This window comes from Bradyrhizobium sp. GW821-FHT12B03 (genome assembly GCF_058807535.1).
Window position 1 is genome coordinate 50366 of sequence record NZ_JBXAQU010000029.1, and the last position, 17103, is coordinate 67468.

14 protein-coding genes, 1 tRNA gene and 1 pseudogene are annotated in these 17103 nt (G+C 65.1%); 8 read left to right on the forward strand and 8 right to left on the reverse strand.

Annotated elements, in window-relative coordinates; all coding sequences use genetic code 11:
- Entirely contained in the window at positions 1–5205 is a 5205-nt protein-coding gene (locus AC1RUR_RS35890; RefSeq protein ID WP_492852856.1) for an alpha-2-macroglobulin family protein, read from the reverse strand.
- Positions 5206–5608: 403 nt separating this feature from the next.
- On the opposite strand from AC1RUR_RS35890, the gene AC1RUR_RS35895 reads away from it, so the two are divergent.
- Positions 5609–5685, forward strand: a tRNA-Arg gene (locus AC1RUR_RS35895).
- A 181-nt stretch (positions 5686–5866) separates the two neighbouring features.
- Positions 5867–6085, forward strand: coding sequence for a hypothetical protein (locus AC1RUR_RS35900; RefSeq protein WP_492852857.1), 219 nt, complete (start codon positions 5867–5869; stop codon positions 6083–6085).
- Between the two features lie 148 nt (positions 6086–6233).
- On the opposite strand, the gene AC1RUR_RS35905 is transcribed toward AC1RUR_RS35900, so the two are convergent.
- Positions 6234–6452: a hypothetical protein gene (locus AC1RUR_RS35905; protein ID WP_492852858.1), complete on the reverse strand. Its 219-nt coding sequence runs from the start codon at positions 6450–6452 to the stop codon at positions 6234–6236.
- A 290-nt stretch (positions 6453–6742) separates the two neighbouring features.
- Between AC1RUR_RS35905 and AC1RUR_RS35910 the strand changes: the two are divergent.
- Positions 6743–7451: pseudogene (locus AC1RUR_RS35910) on the forward strand (hypothetical protein).
- Positions 7452–7457: 6 nt separating this feature from the next.
- Here the strand turns inward: AC1RUR_RS35910 and AC1RUR_RS35915 are convergent.
- Both AC1RUR_RS35915 and AC1RUR_RS35920 read right to left on the reverse strand, forming a co-directional pair.
- Positions 7458–8321 (reverse strand): tetratricopeptide repeat protein, encoded by an 864-nt coding sequence (locus tag AC1RUR_RS35915; protein WP_492852859.1) that lies wholly within the window; start codon positions 8319–8321, stop codon positions 7458–7460.
- Between the two features lie 106 nt (positions 8322–8427).
- Positions 8428–10095 (reverse strand): autotransporter outer membrane beta-barrel domain-containing protein, encoded by a 1668-nt coding sequence (locus AC1RUR_RS35920; protein WP_492852860.1) that lies wholly within the window; start codon positions 10093–10095, stop codon positions 8428–8430.
- An 871-nt stretch (positions 10096–10966) separates the two neighbouring features.
- Here AC1RUR_RS35920 and AC1RUR_RS35925 point away from each other — a divergent pair.
- On the forward strand, positions 10967–11128 hold the full coding sequence (locus AC1RUR_RS35925; protein ID WP_492852861.1) for a hypothetical protein: 162 nt from the start codon (positions 10967–10969) through the stop codon (positions 11126–11128).
- Positions 11129–11233: 105 nt separating this feature from the next.
- Here AC1RUR_RS35925 and AC1RUR_RS35930 read toward each other — a convergent pair whose 3' ends face one another.
- From AC1RUR_RS35930 to AC1RUR_RS35940, 3 genes are all read right to left on the reverse strand, one after another.
- Entirely contained in the window at positions 11234–12013 is a 780-nt protein-coding gene (locus AC1RUR_RS35930) for a hypothetical protein (RefSeq protein ID WP_492852862.1), read from the reverse strand.
- 188 nt (positions 12014–12201) lie between these two features.
- Positions 12202–12450 carry a hypothetical protein gene (locus tag AC1RUR_RS35935; protein ID WP_492852863.1) on the reverse strand — a complete coding sequence of 83 codons (249 nt, stop codon included), beginning with the start codon at positions 12448–12450 and terminating at the stop codon, positions 12202–12204.
- Between the two features lie 63 nt (positions 12451–12513).
- Positions 12514–12750, reverse strand: a complete 237-nt coding sequence (locus AC1RUR_RS35940; RefSeq protein ID WP_492852864.1) for a hypothetical protein — start codon at positions 12748–12750, stop codon at positions 12514–12516.
- 266 nt (positions 12751–13016) lie between these two features.
- Between AC1RUR_RS35940 and AC1RUR_RS35945 the strand changes: the two genes are divergently transcribed.
- The gene (locus AC1RUR_RS35945) at positions 13017–13364 is read left to right on the forward strand and encodes a DUF6481 family protein (RefSeq protein ID WP_492852865.1); all 348 of its coding nucleotides are present in this window, start codon (positions 13017–13019) and stop codon (positions 13362–13364) included.
- Between the two features lie 125 nt (positions 13365–13489).
- Here AC1RUR_RS35945 and AC1RUR_RS35950 read toward each other — a convergent pair whose 3' ends face one another.
- Entirely contained in the window at positions 13490–13732 is a 243-nt protein-coding gene (locus tag AC1RUR_RS35950) for a pentapeptide MXKDX repeat protein (RefSeq protein WP_492827930.1), read from the reverse strand.
- Between the two features lie 352 nt (positions 13733–14084).
- Between AC1RUR_RS35950 and AC1RUR_RS35955 the strand changes: the two genes are divergently transcribed.
- The 3 genes from AC1RUR_RS35955 to AC1RUR_RS35965 are packed head-to-tail and all read left to right on the forward strand — an operon-like array spanning position 14085 to position 17013.
- On the forward strand, positions 14085–15107 hold the full coding sequence (locus tag AC1RUR_RS35955; RefSeq protein WP_492852866.1) for a TRAP transporter substrate-binding protein: 1023 nt from the start codon (positions 14085–14087) through the stop codon (positions 15105–15107).
- Positions 15104–15658 (forward strand): TRAP transporter small permease, encoded by a 555-nt coding sequence (locus tag AC1RUR_RS35960; protein ID WP_492852867.1) that lies wholly within the window; start codon positions 15104–15106, stop codon positions 15656–15658. The genes AC1RUR_RS35955 and AC1RUR_RS35960 overlap by 4 nt, the downstream gene beginning before the upstream one ends.
- Positions 15655–17013: a TRAP transporter large permease gene (locus tag AC1RUR_RS35965; RefSeq protein WP_492852868.1), complete on the forward strand. Its 1359-nt coding sequence runs from the start codon at positions 15655–15657 to the stop codon at positions 17011–17013. Before AC1RUR_RS35960 ends, AC1RUR_RS35965 begins: the two co-directional genes overlap by 4 nt.
- Positions 17014–17103 lie beyond the last annotated feature (90 nt).

Genomic DNA, 17103 nt, shown 5'->3' on the forward strand with positions numbered 1-17103 from the left:
TCACTTCGCCGCCCGCACCTCGACATTGCCCGTGCCGGTGCGGCCATAGCGCGAGGGATTGTACATGTCCTCGACATAGGCCTGCGGCAGCACGTATTTGCCGGGCGAGACCGCGCGCACGACATAGGCGACGGTGAACACCGCTTTGGAGTCCGAGGCCCGGTCGACGGCCGCGGTGAAGCGGTCATCGCGGAACTCGGTATCCTCGGGCTCCTCGCCATCCTCGATCCAGTCCAGCGTTCCGCTATCGCCGGACGAGACCAGTTTTGGATTGTCGATCTCGAGGCCGGCCGGGAGATAGTCGGACACCATGATGTGGCCGTATTCGGGCTTGGCCTCGGTGATCTTCAGCACCACCGCGAAGCGCTGGTTCTGCTTGACCTTGCTGATATCGGCGGGCTTGCCGTCGAGCGTGAAGTAGCTGCGCTCGATCTTGAAGCCGTTCGATGCCGCCGGCTCCGGCGTCACCGGCGAGCCCGACACCGAGACCACCGCCTGCACCGGGGCATCGCCGGTGTTGGTGATCTTCAGCGGCTTGCCCTCCAGCGTCGCGGCCTTGTAGCTGCGATAGAGCGCGGTCTTCACGGACTGCCCGTCGACCTCGATCGAGAGGTTCTCCTTGGCGAGCGCCCGCGCCGCCAGCACCAGCCACGCATTCTCCTGCGTGGAGGTGTAGGGCGTCAGCCCGCGCGCGACTTCCACCCGCGACACCGCCTGCGTCAGCGTCGCCTTCGGCGCATTGCCTTCGCTGGCAAGCGAGACCAGCGCCGCGGCATCGCGGAGCTGCGAGCCGTAATCGGTGCGGCCGAACTCCAGCACGGGCTTTGGCGCAAGGCTGTCGAGCGCAGCGCCATAGACCCGTTCCGCGCGGTTACGGTCGCCGACCAGCGCCAGCGCCGCCGCGAGCTGTGACTTCGCGATCGGCGTCGCGAGGTTGCTGAGCTTGGTGTCCGCGAGGTAGCGGAGGTCGCCGATCGGCGCTGCGCCATTGCGTGCAAGCACGTAGAGGCCATAGGCGAGATCGCGGCCGCCGTCCTTCTCGGGCTCGTTGCCGTTGACGACCGAGTTGCGGATACGGTCGAGCGCGTTCTTGAACAGCACGTCCGGCACCACAAAGCCCTTTTCGCGGGCACGGGTGAGGAAGTCCGTCACATAGGCATCGAGCCACGCATCGTCGCCGCCCGCCGACCACAGGCCGAACGAGCCGTTCGAGCCCTGACGGGCCAAGAGCCGTTCGATCGCATCGCGGATACGCTGGTCAACCTCGGTGTCCATGGCCAGATGCGCGCCGGCCGCGAGGTCGTTGACATAGAGCAGCGGCATCGCACGGCTCGTGATCTGCTCCGAGCAGCCATAGGGATAGCGGTCGAGCGCCTTGAGGATCGTCGCCGCATCGAGCGCGGTGGACAGGCTCGCCGAGACCGAGACGCTGCCGGTACCCGGCACAAGGTCAGTGAACATGTCCGAGGTCAGCGTCAGGCTCTCGCCCTTCGCCAGCGTGCGGATCGAACGCCGCGCCAGCACCTGCGTCGCCGCCTTGACGTCGAGCGCGTAGTGGCGTGCCAGCGTCAGGCCGTTCGGCCCCTTGATGTCGACGTCGAGCGTCGCCTGCCCCGCCGCGGTCGCATCGATCGCGAGCGTGAAGGAGTTGCGCTGCTTGGCGGCGAGCTTGACCGTGGTCGCGGGATTGCCTGACATCTTCACCGGGCCACCCGTCTTCACGTTGATGACGTAGTCGCCGGCCTGGCCCTCGACATTGTCGATCTCGAGATTGACCGTGCCGTGGTCGCCGTTGAGCAGGAAGCGCGGCAGGGTCGTGGTCAGCACCACGGGATCGCGGATCACGACGTCGGTGTTGGCGCGGCCGAGTTTTGTGGCGGTCCACGCCACCGCCATCACGCGCGCGGTGCCGGCGAACTCCGGAATGTCGAAGCTCACCTCGGCGGTGCCGTCAGCGGCGACCGTGACGATGCCTGAATAGAGCGCGAGCGGCTTTTGCGCGGGCGGCGAGCCCTGCAATTCGCCGGCTCCCGCGTCACCACCGGACTTGATCTGGCCGCGCGTGCCCGACATGCCGTCGATCAGCTGGCCGTAGAGATCGCGGATCTCTGCGGAAAGGCGGCGCTGGCCGAGATAGTAATCATCCGGCGCCGGCGGCTTGTAGTTGGTGAGATTGAGGATGCCGACATCGACCGCGGCGATGACGATCTTGGCGTCCTCGCCCGGATTGAGCCCGTCGAGCTTGACCGGGATCTTCAGCGTCGCGTTCGGCCGGATCAGCGCCGGCGGCGTCAGCTTGACCTGGAGCGTGCGGGTCTGCTTGTCGATGCCGAACCATTTCAGCCCGATGGCGCGGCCGGGCATACGCTGAGCCGCTGCATCGAGCGGACGGCGCAGCGTCGCGACCACATAGGCGCCGGTGCCCCAGTCCTTGCCGACCGGGAGTTTCACCTGCGCGGTGCCTTCCCTGACGTCGATGGTCTGGGTCGTCAGCAGGCGGTCGCCGAGTACGTTGACGGTGAGCTTGCCGGCCGTGCGCACGTTGACCGACACCGTCATGGTGTCGCCCGAGGCGTATTGCGGCTTGTCGATCGAGGTCTCCAGCAGATCAGGCGTGTCGGCGCTGCCGTCGGAATACCAGCCGACGTCGAACTGCACCGAGGTCACCGGACCGTCGGCGTCGTTCGACCTCACATCGAGCCGGTAGCGGCCGGGCTGCGGGCTGAGCGAGACCCGCGACGGCTTGTCGGCGGCGATGGTGAGCTCGCCGTCGGCGACGCGCGAGGTCGACTTGACCGGCTCGTACTCCCAGTAATTGTTCTGGCGATACCACTGGTAGCGCGACTCCATCTTCAGGAGCTCGTAGCGCAGGCCGTCGCGCGGCAACGTCTTGCCCTCGGGCGAGACGAACACGACGTCGAACTCGGCCTTGTCGCCTTCGGCCACGTTCTTGTCGCCGAACAGCGGCTTGACGCCGATCAGGGCGGTCGCAGGCGCGACCGGCAGCACGAGCTTGCGTTCGACGGCGCGGCCGCCGGTCTCCACCATGCGGACGAATATCTGCGCCTCCTGCGGGCGCGTCGAAGCCGGCTGCTTGTCCAGCGTCACCGGGAAGGTCGCAACGCCATTGGCGTCGGCCTCCGGCAGGTTCTCCAGCGGCGTGCGTTCGTTCGAGGTGGTCTCCTCGTCGGCGACGCCGAACTGATATCCGGCAAAACCCGGGCGCTCGGACGCGGGTGCGATCAGCATATCGCCTTCGAGCTGGAGGCCAGAAGCGGGCGCGCCATAGAGGAAATGACCGTCTGCCTTAAGCTCCACTGGAGCGTTAGCTTTGATCAGCTTGTCCTTGGCAGACAAGTCGAATTCGATCCGATTGGGGACGTAATCCTCGACCATGAAGGTGGTCTCGCCGACCGAGGAGCCCTTCGGATCGGTGAAGGCGCGCACCCGCCAGGTGCCGGTCGGCACGGCCGAGTTGAGCGGCACGGACAGCATGCGGCCGCCGGCGCCCTGGTCGGGCAGCACGGCGCGGCGGTATTCGACGCCGTCCGGGCGCTCGACCACCAGCGTCATCGGCCCGCCGGTGACGGCGTTGCCCTGCCCGTCGCGCAGCAGCGCGGTGAGGTAGACGGTCTCGCTGGAGCGGTAGACGCCGCGCTCGGCATAGACGAAGGCGTCAGCGCCCACCGGCGCCACGCGGCCCGCCACGCCGCGGTCGCTGAGGTCGAAGGCCGAGGTCTTCAGGCTGAGGAAGGCATAGTCAGCCTTCTCGCCCGTGACCGTGAGCATCGCCGGCGACAGGCCGCCCTCGCCGCGCGCAAGGCCGGCCTCGAACAGCACGTGTCCGCTCTCGTCGGTCTTGCGGGTGGCCAGGATCTCGTTGTTGCGCGCGACCAGCCGCACCTCGGCTTTGCCGACCGGATCGGTCGAAGCCAGCGAATTGACGAAGACGTGGATGCCGTCGTTGCCGGAATAGGCTGTTACACCGAGATCGGAGACGATGAACCATTGCGTCGCCAGCTGATAGTCGTCGTCCGAGCCCGGCCCCTTGGCCGCGGCGGTCATGACATAGACGCCCGGCTGAAGCTCGCCGAGCGCCTGGTCCACCGGGAACGCGGTGGTGACGTCCTGGTTCAGCGTCATCGCGGTGGCGAGTTCGCCGGTCCAGACCTTGACGCCGCGCTCGTCGCCGAGATCGCTGAGCTGGTACCTGGACAGCGTCTTCTGGAAATCGCTGTCGACCACCGTGTTGATCAGATTGCGGTCGCCGATCCGGAAGACGTTGATGTTGACCGCGGGTGTGTTGACGCTGACCACGGGAATGCCGCGCTGGCCGGTCTTCGGCAGCACGTAGGCGCGGCTGGTGAAGCGCACGAAGGGCTTGCGGTCGCGGACATAGACGTTGAACTCGGCTGATTTCGGCAAGCCTTCCTTCACCGTGGACGGCAGGCCGGCGCGCAGATTGATGTTGTAGCGTTCGCCGTGCTTCAGCCCGTCGACACAGAGCTGCTTGCCTTCGGCCGACAGCGCCGGCTTGTCCTGACCCGCCAGCGCGAGGAACGGAGCAAAATCGGTGCGCTTGGCGAGCTCTTCCGAGAACTGGAAGCAGGCGCGCGGACTGGCCGAGTCCGAATCCACGGTATAGTCGAGCAGCCGGAAACCGTGCTCGTCGCGCATCTTCTCATATTGGCCGCGGACATCGGCGACCTCGCGCATGTCGAGCGACAGCCGCAGCGCGTCCAGCGCCGGCCGCCACAGCTTGCGTTCAGCCAGCGACTTGCCGAGCACCGCGAGCGCATCCGCTTCCTCGCCCGGATTGCCGGCGCGCATGTAAGCGATGTAGGCGGCGGTCGAGGCCCGCTCCAGCAGGAACGTCTGCTCGCTCGAGCTCTTCGGCGTGATCTGGAAGATGACCTTGGCGAGCCGCAGCCAGTTGCCGGTATCCTCGGGCGTGGTGGCGGCGATCTGGCCGAGGACCGAGAGACCGGAGCGGTAATCATTGCGTCGGAAGGCGGCATCGGCGTCCGTCTTCAGCGTCGCACTGGTCTTGGCGACCGGCCCCGCCTCGCCCTTGATCTGGGCCTCCAGCTTGATCGCGGAATCCGCGAGATCGTCGCGCTTGAAGGCCTTGTCGGCGGCCAGCGCGGACGAAAGGCCGAGCGCCAGTGTGGCGCAGAGTGTGACGGCGCGAACCAGACCGATCATGGATGGACTCCCGGAAATCGCGGACAAACGCCGCGTGCAGCATGAAATGCGCGGAAAGGTGACGGACTCAAGGCGATGGAACCAAAGGTGCAAATCGTCGCATTCGCCATGACAAGGCAGGCCCAGAGGAGACCGATCGAGATACCGCCGCGCACGCCGTCCAGATGGCGCAGCCATACCTGACCAGTCGACCGGCGGCCGTGTCCCGGAAGCTGGCCAGCGTTCCCGGCGATGTGAACCATCGTCCAGTCCGCTGCCGCTCAACCCGGCACCCAGACACCCCACCGTTCCGCTTTGTCGCGGCATTGAGGAAAACGGTTCGGTTCAGGCTTGGCGAAAGACGATATTTTTCATATTGGCATGATAGATGAAAGGCCAGCCCCGAAATGGGGCGGCCCAAGACGGTCCCGTAGCTCAACTGGATAGAGCATCAGATTTCTACTCTGAGGGTTGCAGGTTCGATTCCTGCCGGGATCGCCAAGCCGCAGTCCGTGGCGCCAACGGAGCCGTCGGCGCGCACACAGTCACCCAATCTATCATCCTTCACGAACGCGTGGGTCCCCTCTCCCGGGCTTTGATCCTGGCAGACGCCCCCTATCTAAGCGCCGGGCGACGTGCGCCCCGATAAGGACTGTCGATGCTGCCAACCGAGTGGACGAGAATGGCTATCGCGTCTGCGGTTGCCGTGATCGCTATGGCGTTTCTGGCAATCGATGCGGGTGTGGTTAACACCAGTGTGGTCACAAAGCGTATCGAGGTGGCGCAGGCATCCATCGTGAACGTGGCGGCGAGTCAGAATCAACTCGCCTTTGCCGTTCAAGCGTGGGCGCGCCGCGGCCACCAGAAGCCACATTTGGAAGAATGCCTGGCGATCGATTGATTCTGGCGCAGCGCGAAATCAGCGCAACACTTTGCCGGCATTTCGTTTGTTCACGATCCTGTTCCGCTTCGTTCGCAAAGCACGAATCGTAACCGCGAAAATCGGCGCCGCGGATGTCTTAATGCTGCGTTTCACTTCTCCAAACAGTTCAGGCGTCCAGCACCACCAGCACAGGCCGAAAACGGTACGCATCGATCGCGGCATTCGACAGCAGCAATCTGCGCCGCTCTCCACGCAGCATCAGGCGATCGATCCTGTTCAGGATGAAACGGGCCGCCTCCTTGTGCTCGCCTGTGAGCAGGCCGGACTGGTCGAGAAATCTCCAGGCGATCTCGAAGGACTGTGCGCGTAGCTCGGTGTCGGTCATCACCGGCCAACGTCGACGGGGAACGGATGTTCCAGCTCTGACGCCGTCGCAACGCGATACCACAAAATGCCTCGGCGGGCTGGAACGACATCACGGTCGGCACGTTGGATGCAGCGAAACAGAGTGGTGCCGACTTGCCAGCCCCGGTCGGCTTTGAAGGGCCCCGTGCTTGTCCCCCGAGCACGGGGCTTTTCTCATGGGCGCGATGGCCCGTAGCCTCGTCAGACGCAGTCGGACCCGTTAGGACATTTGGATGAATAAGCCCCAGCCGCAAATTCCAGGTGGCCGTGATGTCCCATCCCGACGACGACATGACGCTGACCTTCCGATGTCCGGCAGAGCTGGAGGGCCTGATTCCGCCGCCGGTACCGGCGGCCCAGGGATTGCCCGACTGGCTGCGGACAATGCCGGCAGAGGCTTTCAACGCGATCGGGCAGCAGCCGACGCCGACGGTGAAGCGCTGTCCGCCCTTCGTCGATGCCATGACGTCGGGCTTCCTGATCCCTCTGGTGTGCGACGTCAGGGTGCAGAACGGGGAATTCAGCTGGGACTTCGACCTGCCGCCGGGCGGCGAGGTCTCGTTCACACGCTCGCCGATCGGATTCCACGATTCCAGCCAGGTGACGGGCACGCCCTTGTTCGAGCCCGGGCAATTCCTGATCAAGTTCAACAATCTCTGGACCATCGAGGCGCCGGACGGCTACGCGCTCTATTTCACCCATCCGGTCAACCGCTTCGACCTACCCTTCACCACGCTGACGGGCCTATTGCGACCGCTATCACGACAACTGGATCCAGTTTCCGGCGCACTGGCACGACATGAGCTTCAACGGCGTGCTGCCGCGCGGCACACCGGTGGCGCAGTGCATTCCGGTGAAGCGCGAGACATGGACGCTGCGCACGACGACGCTCGACAAGGAAGCAACGCAGCGGGCGCACGATCTGACGACGGCGATCGGCCGTGAGCAGGGAGTCTATCGCAGGCAGTACCGCGCGTGACGGCGCTCAGCTCTTCTCGCCACGAAGGAAGGCTTGGGCCGTGTCCATCCTCAGGAAGAAGCGGCCGTGGGAGGCGGCTGCGAGCGAGATCATGGCAAGGCCCGCAAGCTGCGGGGCCGCACGGACTGCGGCCCGGATTGTCATCTCGCCCCCGGCGCGTTCGTTCATTTCAAGCAGGCATGTGCCAAGGTTGTTTCGCGTCATCGCATCGTCCGGCCGCAACGCGAGCGCACGGCGGTACAAATCCGCCGCGGCGGTGTAATCGCCGTCGAGCTGCGTCACCTGCGCCATCGCAGCCCAGACCTCGGGACGCGGCGGGGCAGCCTCGGTGGCCTGCGACAGCAACGCACGCGCAATTGAGCGCTCGTTTCGCTTGACGTGCAGGAATGCGAGCTCCACCTGCATCTGGACGGCGCCGGGCAGCAGCGCCACGCCCTCCTCCAGCAGACCGATAGCGTCTCCGTACTGGCCGCGATGTCCCAGTTGACTCGCCAGTTCGAGAAAGGCCGGCATGAAAGGCGGCCGCCGCGCGACGGTTCGGCGCAACTGCCCCAGCGCTTCCTCGTGTCGCCCCGCGGCCGCAAGCGACGCGGCGAGCAGGGTTTCGATCGCGGCATCGTCGCCGCGCCGCGCCACCCGCTCCAGGATCGGGATCGCCTCGGCCGGGCGTCCCTGCGTCATCAGCGCGCGAGCCAGAACCGTTGCTGCAGCCGAATTGGCGCGGTTGGCCTTCAACACGCCCGCGGCAAGTCGCTCGGCCTCGTCGGGACGTCCGATCTGCAAGGCGTGGATGGCGCTTTTGAGCGACTGATCGACGGTGCCGCTTGGGGCCGCGGCTGGTGGCCGGTGTTTGGGCATCAGACGCTGCAAAGGCTACGCATCATGACGGTGTTTTGCCCCGCGGCCGCCCGACCTCGCGCATTGCGTATCTTGAACGACACCCGCCGGCCCATTGAGCCGGCGAGCTGATCGTGTCTTACCAGGTGTAACGAATGCGGCCCGTGCCCGAATAAGTCTGCGACCGGTCGCCGAATTCGCCGTCGAACTTCACCAGGAACGAGACGCCGCTTGCAGTCCGCCACTCGGCGCCGCCCGTGGTCAGCGCCAAATCGCGCGCCGGCGCCGTGCCGAACACCGTGAACGGCGCGCCGCCGAGGCCGCCCAGCCCGACGAAGCCCAACGTGCCCGCGGGATTGCTGATCTCGTCATGAGCATACGCGATCTTGCCGAACAGATTGAGCTGGCCGCCATTGTCGACCGGCATGATCTTGTCGGTGCGCAGACCGACTTCGCCGCGATACGCCGTTGCGGTGCGGCCCGCGACCGCGAGCGCCAGAGCGCCCGCGCCAGCGCCCAAGGTCTGGGTTTCGGCGATGTCCCCGGTTCGGTAGGCCTGTCCCTGGATCGCGCCATAGGGCGTCCAGTTCACGTTCCAGTACTGCCCGACCCTGTAGCCGCCTTCGATGCGGCCACCCCAGCCTTGCGCATTGTAGTCGGCCTTGAACTGGTCGACGCCCACGACCGTAGAACGGGTCGTCCCCACCCAGTAATTGGTGTAGGTCGCGGCCGCCGAGATGTAACCCGGTCCGATGCCGTACTTGCCGTAGACACCGGCCATGAACGTGTCACTGGTGCCGCCGCCTGCGCCACCAGCGCCGCCAACCGCCGGCGAAACCGACCAGTTGATGTTGCCGCCGGCAAGCGAGAAGCCGATCAGCGAGTCCGCGGTGAAGCGGTAGTCCGCACCGGCAGCGACGCCGCCGACACGCGTATAGATGTCGGACGTGCCGGCAGCCGCGACGCCACCCGTGTTGTTCGCGCCGCCAAACGCCGCGCCCCAGACATCCCAATGCGGGACATAAACGACCTGCGGCGGCGGCGCCTTCATGTAGGCGCCGAAGGCCGAGCGTACCGCGGGCGGCACCGGCTTCTCGCCGGCGTAGTTCATCGCGCCCGTCGTCGTGACCTTGTTGGTCGCGAACGGATCGGTCAGCAGCGAGAGATAGGAGTTGCCGAGCTGGAACGCGCCGGTCTGCGCCTGGACGATGTTCTCACCGGTATTGCCGCCCGACAGGAAGGCCTGCATGGCAAGATCCTGACCGATGGTGCTCCAGCCGGAGCTGCTCAACTGCGCGAAGTTCGTGCTGTTGTTCTGAAACACGAACTGGCCGTTGGGAATCGCCGTGTTGGCCACCGAACCCCACCGGTAGCTGCTGTTTGGCTGCCCCGTTATGGTCGACGTGGTCAGGAACAGCACGTATTGCTGACCGGGAGAGAGCACCACGCTGCCCGTGTTGATCGACACCGTCTGGAACGACGCACCGCTCGGAGCGGTGAAGATGCCGGAGCTGAACAGCGCCGAGCCCGTGATGCGCTGGGTGCCTGGATCAAAGGCGTAGACGAAAGCCTGATATTGCGGTGCAGTGCCGCTGCTCTGGAACAGCTGGAAGGTGAAGCCTGACAACCGCGACTGGCTGCTCGTCGGCGTGAAAGTCTGGCCGTAGGTCGCGGTGTTCGGCACGCCCCAGCTCGAGATGAACTGGCTGCCGTCCCATTGCGGTATCGTGTTGATGTCTTCCGCCTGTGCAGACGTTCCCAAGGCAAGAAGGGCTGCGCTACCGAGCCATAGGGCTCTGCGAGTCACCAAGGACTTCATTTCCACCCCCAATTATAATTTCGAGAAAACAAATGAACGGCTGTCAATATCGAGTCGCCAAGCAATACGTCGAACGGAGGAGGACGGGCAACAACGGACGGGGTTCCCGTTCACGATTGCAATCAACCGTGGCCAAAAGACAACATTGGAAATGCTTTGGACACGCTTTGTAACGTGCTGGGCTCTATGCTTTTTTTCCTAACAATCGACTTGACCACCATGATCGGGCGCACCACGACAAGGCTTGTCGCGTGAAGCCGGCCGCGCGTGGCCCGCCCTGGGGCTCCCGTGCTGGTTGTACGTTGAAATGGAGAATCTGGCGAACGACGATCTGGTCGTCCGGCTTGAACGCGCCTCCGGGGGCGAAGGCTAAAGGCTTCGGCTGGCAGCCGTCGGCCGAACGCGGCTAGTCCGTCCGTTCATCGTCGCGCCGGTCGCGGGCAAGCTGATGCCAGGCCAAGGCGAGTTCGATGAGTCGTTGCCGGTCGGCGCCTTCGGATGCCGCGGCGCGCTTCATTGCGGCCTCGGCCTCGTGCTGTGGATCGTACGTGGTGCACATGAGTCCAATTTTAGCCAGCCGATCTGGACAAGCGGATGGCAATTTCGTCCGTATGATTGCGGTGTAATTTCCTCGCCACACGGACAAGGCGATCGCGTCCGGCCGAACGGGCCATGGGCTGACAGGCCGCGATGCCACGCATCGCACGGATGTTTCCCGATATGTCACGCACGAAACCGTGAGACCCCGCTGCATTCGAATGGCTCTGTGAATTGCGTCACAGCCTGCGTCCGGCGTCTCGGCTAGACAACATCTCAGCGCTCCCAAAGACGGGAGAAGGCACGGGTGGTCTTTCCGGTCATGACACGAGAAGCAGCAGCCGAGGCTCACGTCCCGACACAGCGAAAACGATCCGACGTGGTCGGCGGTGCCTTTCTTGCGACCATTGGCATCGTGATGCTGGCCTGGCTCGCAGGCCTCGTCTGGGGCGTCATGGCGTTCATGAACTGGCTGGTATCGTGAGGCGCGGGACGATCGGTCATTCTGCGGCGGCGGCACGATGAAAAATCAGGACAAAAAAGAAGCGGGCCATTCGCCCGCCTCTTCGTTTCAGAACTGCCTGGAAGCTCAGTAACACGCGCGGGGATCAGCCTGCACATACTGGCCGCTCGGATAGCGGTAGTAGCAATTGCCCTGGGCCAGATAGTAGCCGGGGCGCGAGGCAGCGGTCGCGCCCGCGATGGCACCGGTGGCGCCGCCGATCACGGCGCCTGCGGCCGCGCCCGATGCGTTACCCGAGATCAGACCGCCGAGCACGCCGCCAACGATGGCGCCGCCAAGCGCGCTTGCACCTGGATCAGCCGGCGGCGGCGGAGGCGGCGGTTCGTAGGCAACTGGCGGCGGGGCATAGGCCACCGGCACGTCGTCGTAATACTCCTCCGAGATATAGCCGGGCGGCCCCGCCATCCGCTGCGGATAATAGTACCAGACGCCGCCGACGTCCCACCACCAGCCGGAGCGGCCGTTGTGGACCGCGCGGCGCCAGTGCCCGCCGTCCCAGGCGACATTGCCGCGATAGGCGTGTCCGCCCCAATCGCGCGCCGGCGCCGGTCCCCTGGCATAGTTACGACCGGGCGGCGGACCGCCGGCATTGTGCGGACCGGGACCGGGGCCAGGGCCGGCATGGGGCTGGCCGCCGGGTTGCGGCGCAGGCCGGGCCGCCTGTTGTGGTGGCGGGCCCTTGCGCATGTTCGGATTGTTCTGGGGCGGCGCACCCGCAGCCGGCCCTGCCGGCGGCTGGCCGGCGTCCCGCGATGGCCGGGCGTCCTGCGCTTGCGCCGAGAGCGCGAGCAATGACATGGCCGAAACCAAGGGAATGATGATCTTCATGCGGCTGGACGCACTCATGCGTGCTTGACCCCCTGCTCGTTCGATTGCCGTAGCCGATTGCCGTGGTCCCAGCGCGATAGACGATTCGCCGTGCGCTGGGCTGATGCCGGCTGACATAACTGACCTGCTCTGGTCGGCTAAGTCCCGTTACAAATGATTAAGATCACGGCATTTTTTCGTCCGCACCGGCCGCGGCTGGCGCGCTTCTAGCGGGCCGGCTCGATCACGTTGCAGTTGCTCCGCCCCGACATCAGGCAGTCCTGCATCTTGCTCGCGGCGGTGAGATCGCGGGCGAGCCACCAGCCGACGCCGAGGATCACGATGGCGATGACCAGGCCGGCGATCGCACCGCGGCGGTTGTCATCGGATCGAGCTCTTGGCGGGGATTTGGGCTTATCACCTGATGCGGGCTTGGACTCAGGCTTGGACTCAGGCTTGGGCTCAGGCGTGGACATGGCTGACCAATCACGGGGGCGAGCCGGCTGTACCACCTCTGCGGCGTCGCGTCACATCCCGGTTCAGCCCCGGGTAGCCCGGATCGCATCCTTGCGCGAGGTTTCGACCGCCGGGATCGCCTCGCGGGCCCGCGGTGCACAGGTCGTCAGCACGAACGCGGTCTGGCTGCACTCCCAGCCGGCGCCCAGGACGGCATTCTCGATCGGCTGCGGACGCGCGAGCAGCAATACGGCGCCAGCCAGCGCTGCCACCACGAAGGTGACTGCAAGCGCCTTCAAGCTCAGCCGGAAGATAGTCATGCCCGTGCTCCGTCTCGTACCGGGCGAACGCTAGGCGTCGCCTTGGTTGCCCTTTATGAGGGACATCACAATTCGGCAGTTTTTCCGGGATACGAGAGATCGTCGGGGGGCGCGATTTTTCGTCTACCTGATAGACTGCGATTATGTGTGGCGTCGCGACGCGCGCCGATGTACACGCTGTCCGTCACGCGGCGCCGCACCATGCCCAGCCGACGTACCCACGATCAGTGATGTAGGATCGAAAGCGAGGAAGACAAGGCTCGTCGATGAGTGGATTCAGGGAACCAGGCTTCTCCGACCGGCAAAAGGCGGCGCAGGAAGCACGCAAAAATCTTTTGAACAAGTTCAAGTCGCAACCCGGGCCCGACGATCCTGCGGTGCTGGCGAAGCGCGCCGAACGCGAGGCGCTCGCGGCCAAGCGCGCCGAGGCAAAGGCTGCGCGCGAGGCGGAAAAGGTCGAGCAGAAGCGCATCGAGGAAGAAGCCAAGGCGGCGGAATCTGCGCGCCTTGCGCGTGAGGCCGAGGAAGCAGCTGCCAAGGCGGCTGCGCTCGAGGCCGAACAGAAGGCCAAGCGCGACGCCCGCTACGCCGCCCGCAAGGCCAAGCGCAAGTAGCGTTCACACCTCACGTTCAATTGAACTTGAACTGAGCATCGCTCCGGGGCGGCCCGAATGACCGCCCCCGGACTTTCGCGAGCCCGCGTCTGCTTGCGCAGATCGCCTCCCGCGACGACGGAAGATCAGTTCTTCTTCATCATCCCGTCGTCCTTCTTCATCCCGTCCTTCGACATGTGATCCTTCTTCATGCCGTCGTCCTTGGACATGGCATCCTTCTTCATGCCGTCCTTGGACATCGTGTCCTTCTTCATCATGCCGTCATCCTTGCCCATCTTGTCCTGGGCGAAAGCGGCCGGTGACAGCGCGAGGCCAAGCGACAGAGCGGCAGCCGAGACGCCGAGCGCGATGCGGTTACGAATGGTCATGGATCATCTTCCCTTCGAGATCGTGTTTGTCAGCGACGGACGCCGCTATTTGATCTCGACGGATCGACCGCCAGCGTTGTTACGCCGCCGCCGATAAATTTCTGCGGGATGCTGCCGTCCACCTATTCGCCGCAATCACCTTCGGGTATGGCGCCGCCGATACGGCGCGGAATGAACGACGAGTGTGCAGCGCAGCAATGCCGGCTCTTGCCGCGGCATTCCGTCTCGAACTATCAGACTAGAGATCATCGGATGGAAGACCGGCTAGGATGGGCCTAAGCGCTGGTCTCAACGACCCACCCAATCACAGCAGACAAGAACCGTTCAAAGAAACGTTCAAGGGGATTACACCATGCTCACCCGCCGCCACATGCTCGCGACCGCCGTCGCGGCACCCGCCATTCTCCGCTTCGGCATCGGCACCGCGCATGCCGCGACAACGCTGAAGATCTCGCACCAGTTTCCGGGCGGCACCATCGACAAGGGCGACTTCCGCGACCGGCTCTGCCGCATGTTCGCCGCCGAGGTCAGCAAGCGCAGCAACGGCGACATCGCCGCCGAGATCTATCCGAACTCCTCGCTGATCAAGACCAACGCGCAGTTCTCCGCGATGCGCAAGGGCGCGCTCGACATCTCGCTCTATCCGATGCCTTACGCCGGCGGCGAACTGCCGGAGACCAATATCGGCCTGATGCCGGGCCTCGTCACCACCTACGACCAGGGCATGCGCTGGAAGAAGGAGCCGGTCGGCAAGGCCCTCTCCGACTTCCTCGCCGACAAGGGCATCATCCTGCTCACCTGGGTCTGGCAGGCCGGCGGCGTCGCCAGCCGCTCCAAGCCGATCGTGGCGCCGGAAGATGCCAAGGGCATGAAGGTGCGCGGCGGCTCGCGCGAGATGGACATGGTGCTCCAGACCGCCGGCGCCTCGGTGCTGTCGGTGCCCTCCAACGAAATCTACGCGGCGATGCAGACCGGCGCCTGCGATGCCGGCATCACCTCCTCGACCAGCCTGATCTCGTTCCGCCTCGAAGAGGTCGCGAAGTCGCTGACCTCGGGCGCAGGCGCCTCCTATTGGTTCATGCTCGAGCCGCTGATGATGTCGAAGGCGATCTTCGACAAGCTGCCGAAGAACCAGCAGGACGTCCTGCTCGCGGTCGGCGCCGAGCTCGAAGCATTCGGCCGCAAGGGCGCGCAGGATGACGACGTCGAGGTCGCCAAGGTCTACGAGAAGGCCGGCGCCAAGGTCTCGGCGCTCGATGCCGCCATAGTCGGCAAATGGCGCGACATCGCCCGCGACACCGCGTGGAAGGATTACGGCGCCAAGACCGCGACCTCGGCGAACCTGCTCAAGCTTGCGACCGACGTCGCCGCATGAGCCACGGTCCGCTTCCGGATCGTGACGATCAGGCAAACGCTGCCGCAAGGACCGGCCTTGCGGCAGCGATCGATCGCGGTCTCGCCATCCTCAACAACATCATCGTCGTGTTCGCCGCGATCGCGCTGGTCGCAGCCTGCGCCATCCTGAGCTACAGCGTGCTCAGCCGCGCCTTGTTCAAGGCCGCCAATTACTGGCAGGACGAGGCTGCGGTGTTCCTGCTGGTCGGCGCGACCTTCATGACGGCCGCCTATGTCCAGCAGAACCGCGGCCATATCGGCATCGAGGCCTTTGTCGGCCTGCTGTCGCCGCTGGCGAACAAGATCCGGCTCTGGCTGGTCGACGCCGCGACGTTGCTGTTCTGCGCCTTCTTCACCTGGAAGTCCTGGACGCTGGCCCACGAGGCCTATGTCGATGGCCAGGTCTCGAACTCGATGTGGTCGCCGCCGCTCGCCATTCCCTACTCGCTGATGGCGTTCGGCATGAGCCTGCTCTGCGTCCAGATCCTCGTGCAGCTTGCGCTGCCTTTCGCAGGAGCCAGGCGTCCATGAGCGTTTTCGGTATCGGCGTCGCCTACGCGGTCGCGACGCTGCTTGTGATGTTTTCGGGCATGCCGATTGCGTTCGCGCTCGGCGCGGTCGCGGTCGTGTTCATGGGCATCTACATGCCCTCCGCGTCCCTCGATACGGTGACGCAGAACGTCTACGAGGAGATGGCCTCGATCACGCTGCTGTCGATCCCGCTCTTCATCCTGAAGGGCGCGGCGATCGGCAAGTCGCGCGCCGGCCAGGATCTCTATCTGGCCCTGCATGCCTGGCTGCATCGCGTCCCCGGCGGCCTCGGCGTCGCCAACGTGTTCGCCTGCGCGCTGTTCGCGGCGATGGCGGGCTCAAGCCCGGCGACCTGCTCGGCGATCGGCTCGGCCGGCATCCCCGAGATGCGCAAGCGCGGCTATTCCGGCGGCTTTGCCGCAGGGATCATCGCGGCCGGCGGCACGCTCGGCATTCTGCTGCCACCCTCGATCACCATGATCCTGTTCGCGGTCGCAGCGGAAAAATCGCTCGGCCGCCTGTTCCTCGCCGGTATCGGTCCGGGCCTGCTGCTGGTCAGCCTGTTCGGTGCCTATGCCGTGATCCGCTTCCGCAAGGAATATGCCGCGGCCGAAGCGATCTACAAGAAAGGCGGCCCCGAGGCTGCGATCCTCGCCCGCGACGAGTACACGCTGGCCGAGCGCTTCAGCGTGCTGCCGCGGGTGATCCCGTTCGTGCTGCTGCTCACCGGCGTCATGATCGCGCTCTATGGCGGCTACGCCACCCCGTCGGAGACCGCCGGCCTCGGCGGCCTCCTCGCGCTGGCGCTGATCGCAGCGATCTACAGCGTGTGGCGGCCGAGCGACCTCGCCCCCATCATGAAGTCGACGATCCGGGAATCGACCATGCTGATGATGATCATCGGCATGTCGCTGCTCTATTCCTACGTCATGAGCTATCTGCACATCTCGCAGTCGGTCGCCGAATCCATCGTCGCGATGCACCTGCCCCGTTGGGAGCTGCTGTTCGCGATTCTCGTCATGGTGGTCGTGCTCGGCTTCTTCCTGCCGCCGGTCTCGATCATCCTGATGACCGCGCCGATCATCCTGCCGCCGCTCCGCGCCGCCAATTTCGACATCATCTGGTTCGGCGTCGTCATGACCATCGTGATGGAGATGGGCCTGATCCATCCACCTGTGGGGTTGAACATCTTCGTCATCCGCAACGTCGCGCCCGACATCCCCTTGAGCGAGGTGATCTGGGGCACCCTGCCCTTCGTGCTGCTGATGATGCTCGCAGTGCTGCTGCTGTGCTTCGTGCCGGGGATATCGACCGCGCTGCCGGATCTGGTGATGGGGCCGGACGGGAGCCGGTAGCACCAAACACAACTGCCGTAGGGTGGGTTAGTACTACTGAGTCAGTTGGTCGCGGCGGCTTAGGTGTGAAAATCAAGTATCTGTAGGGAT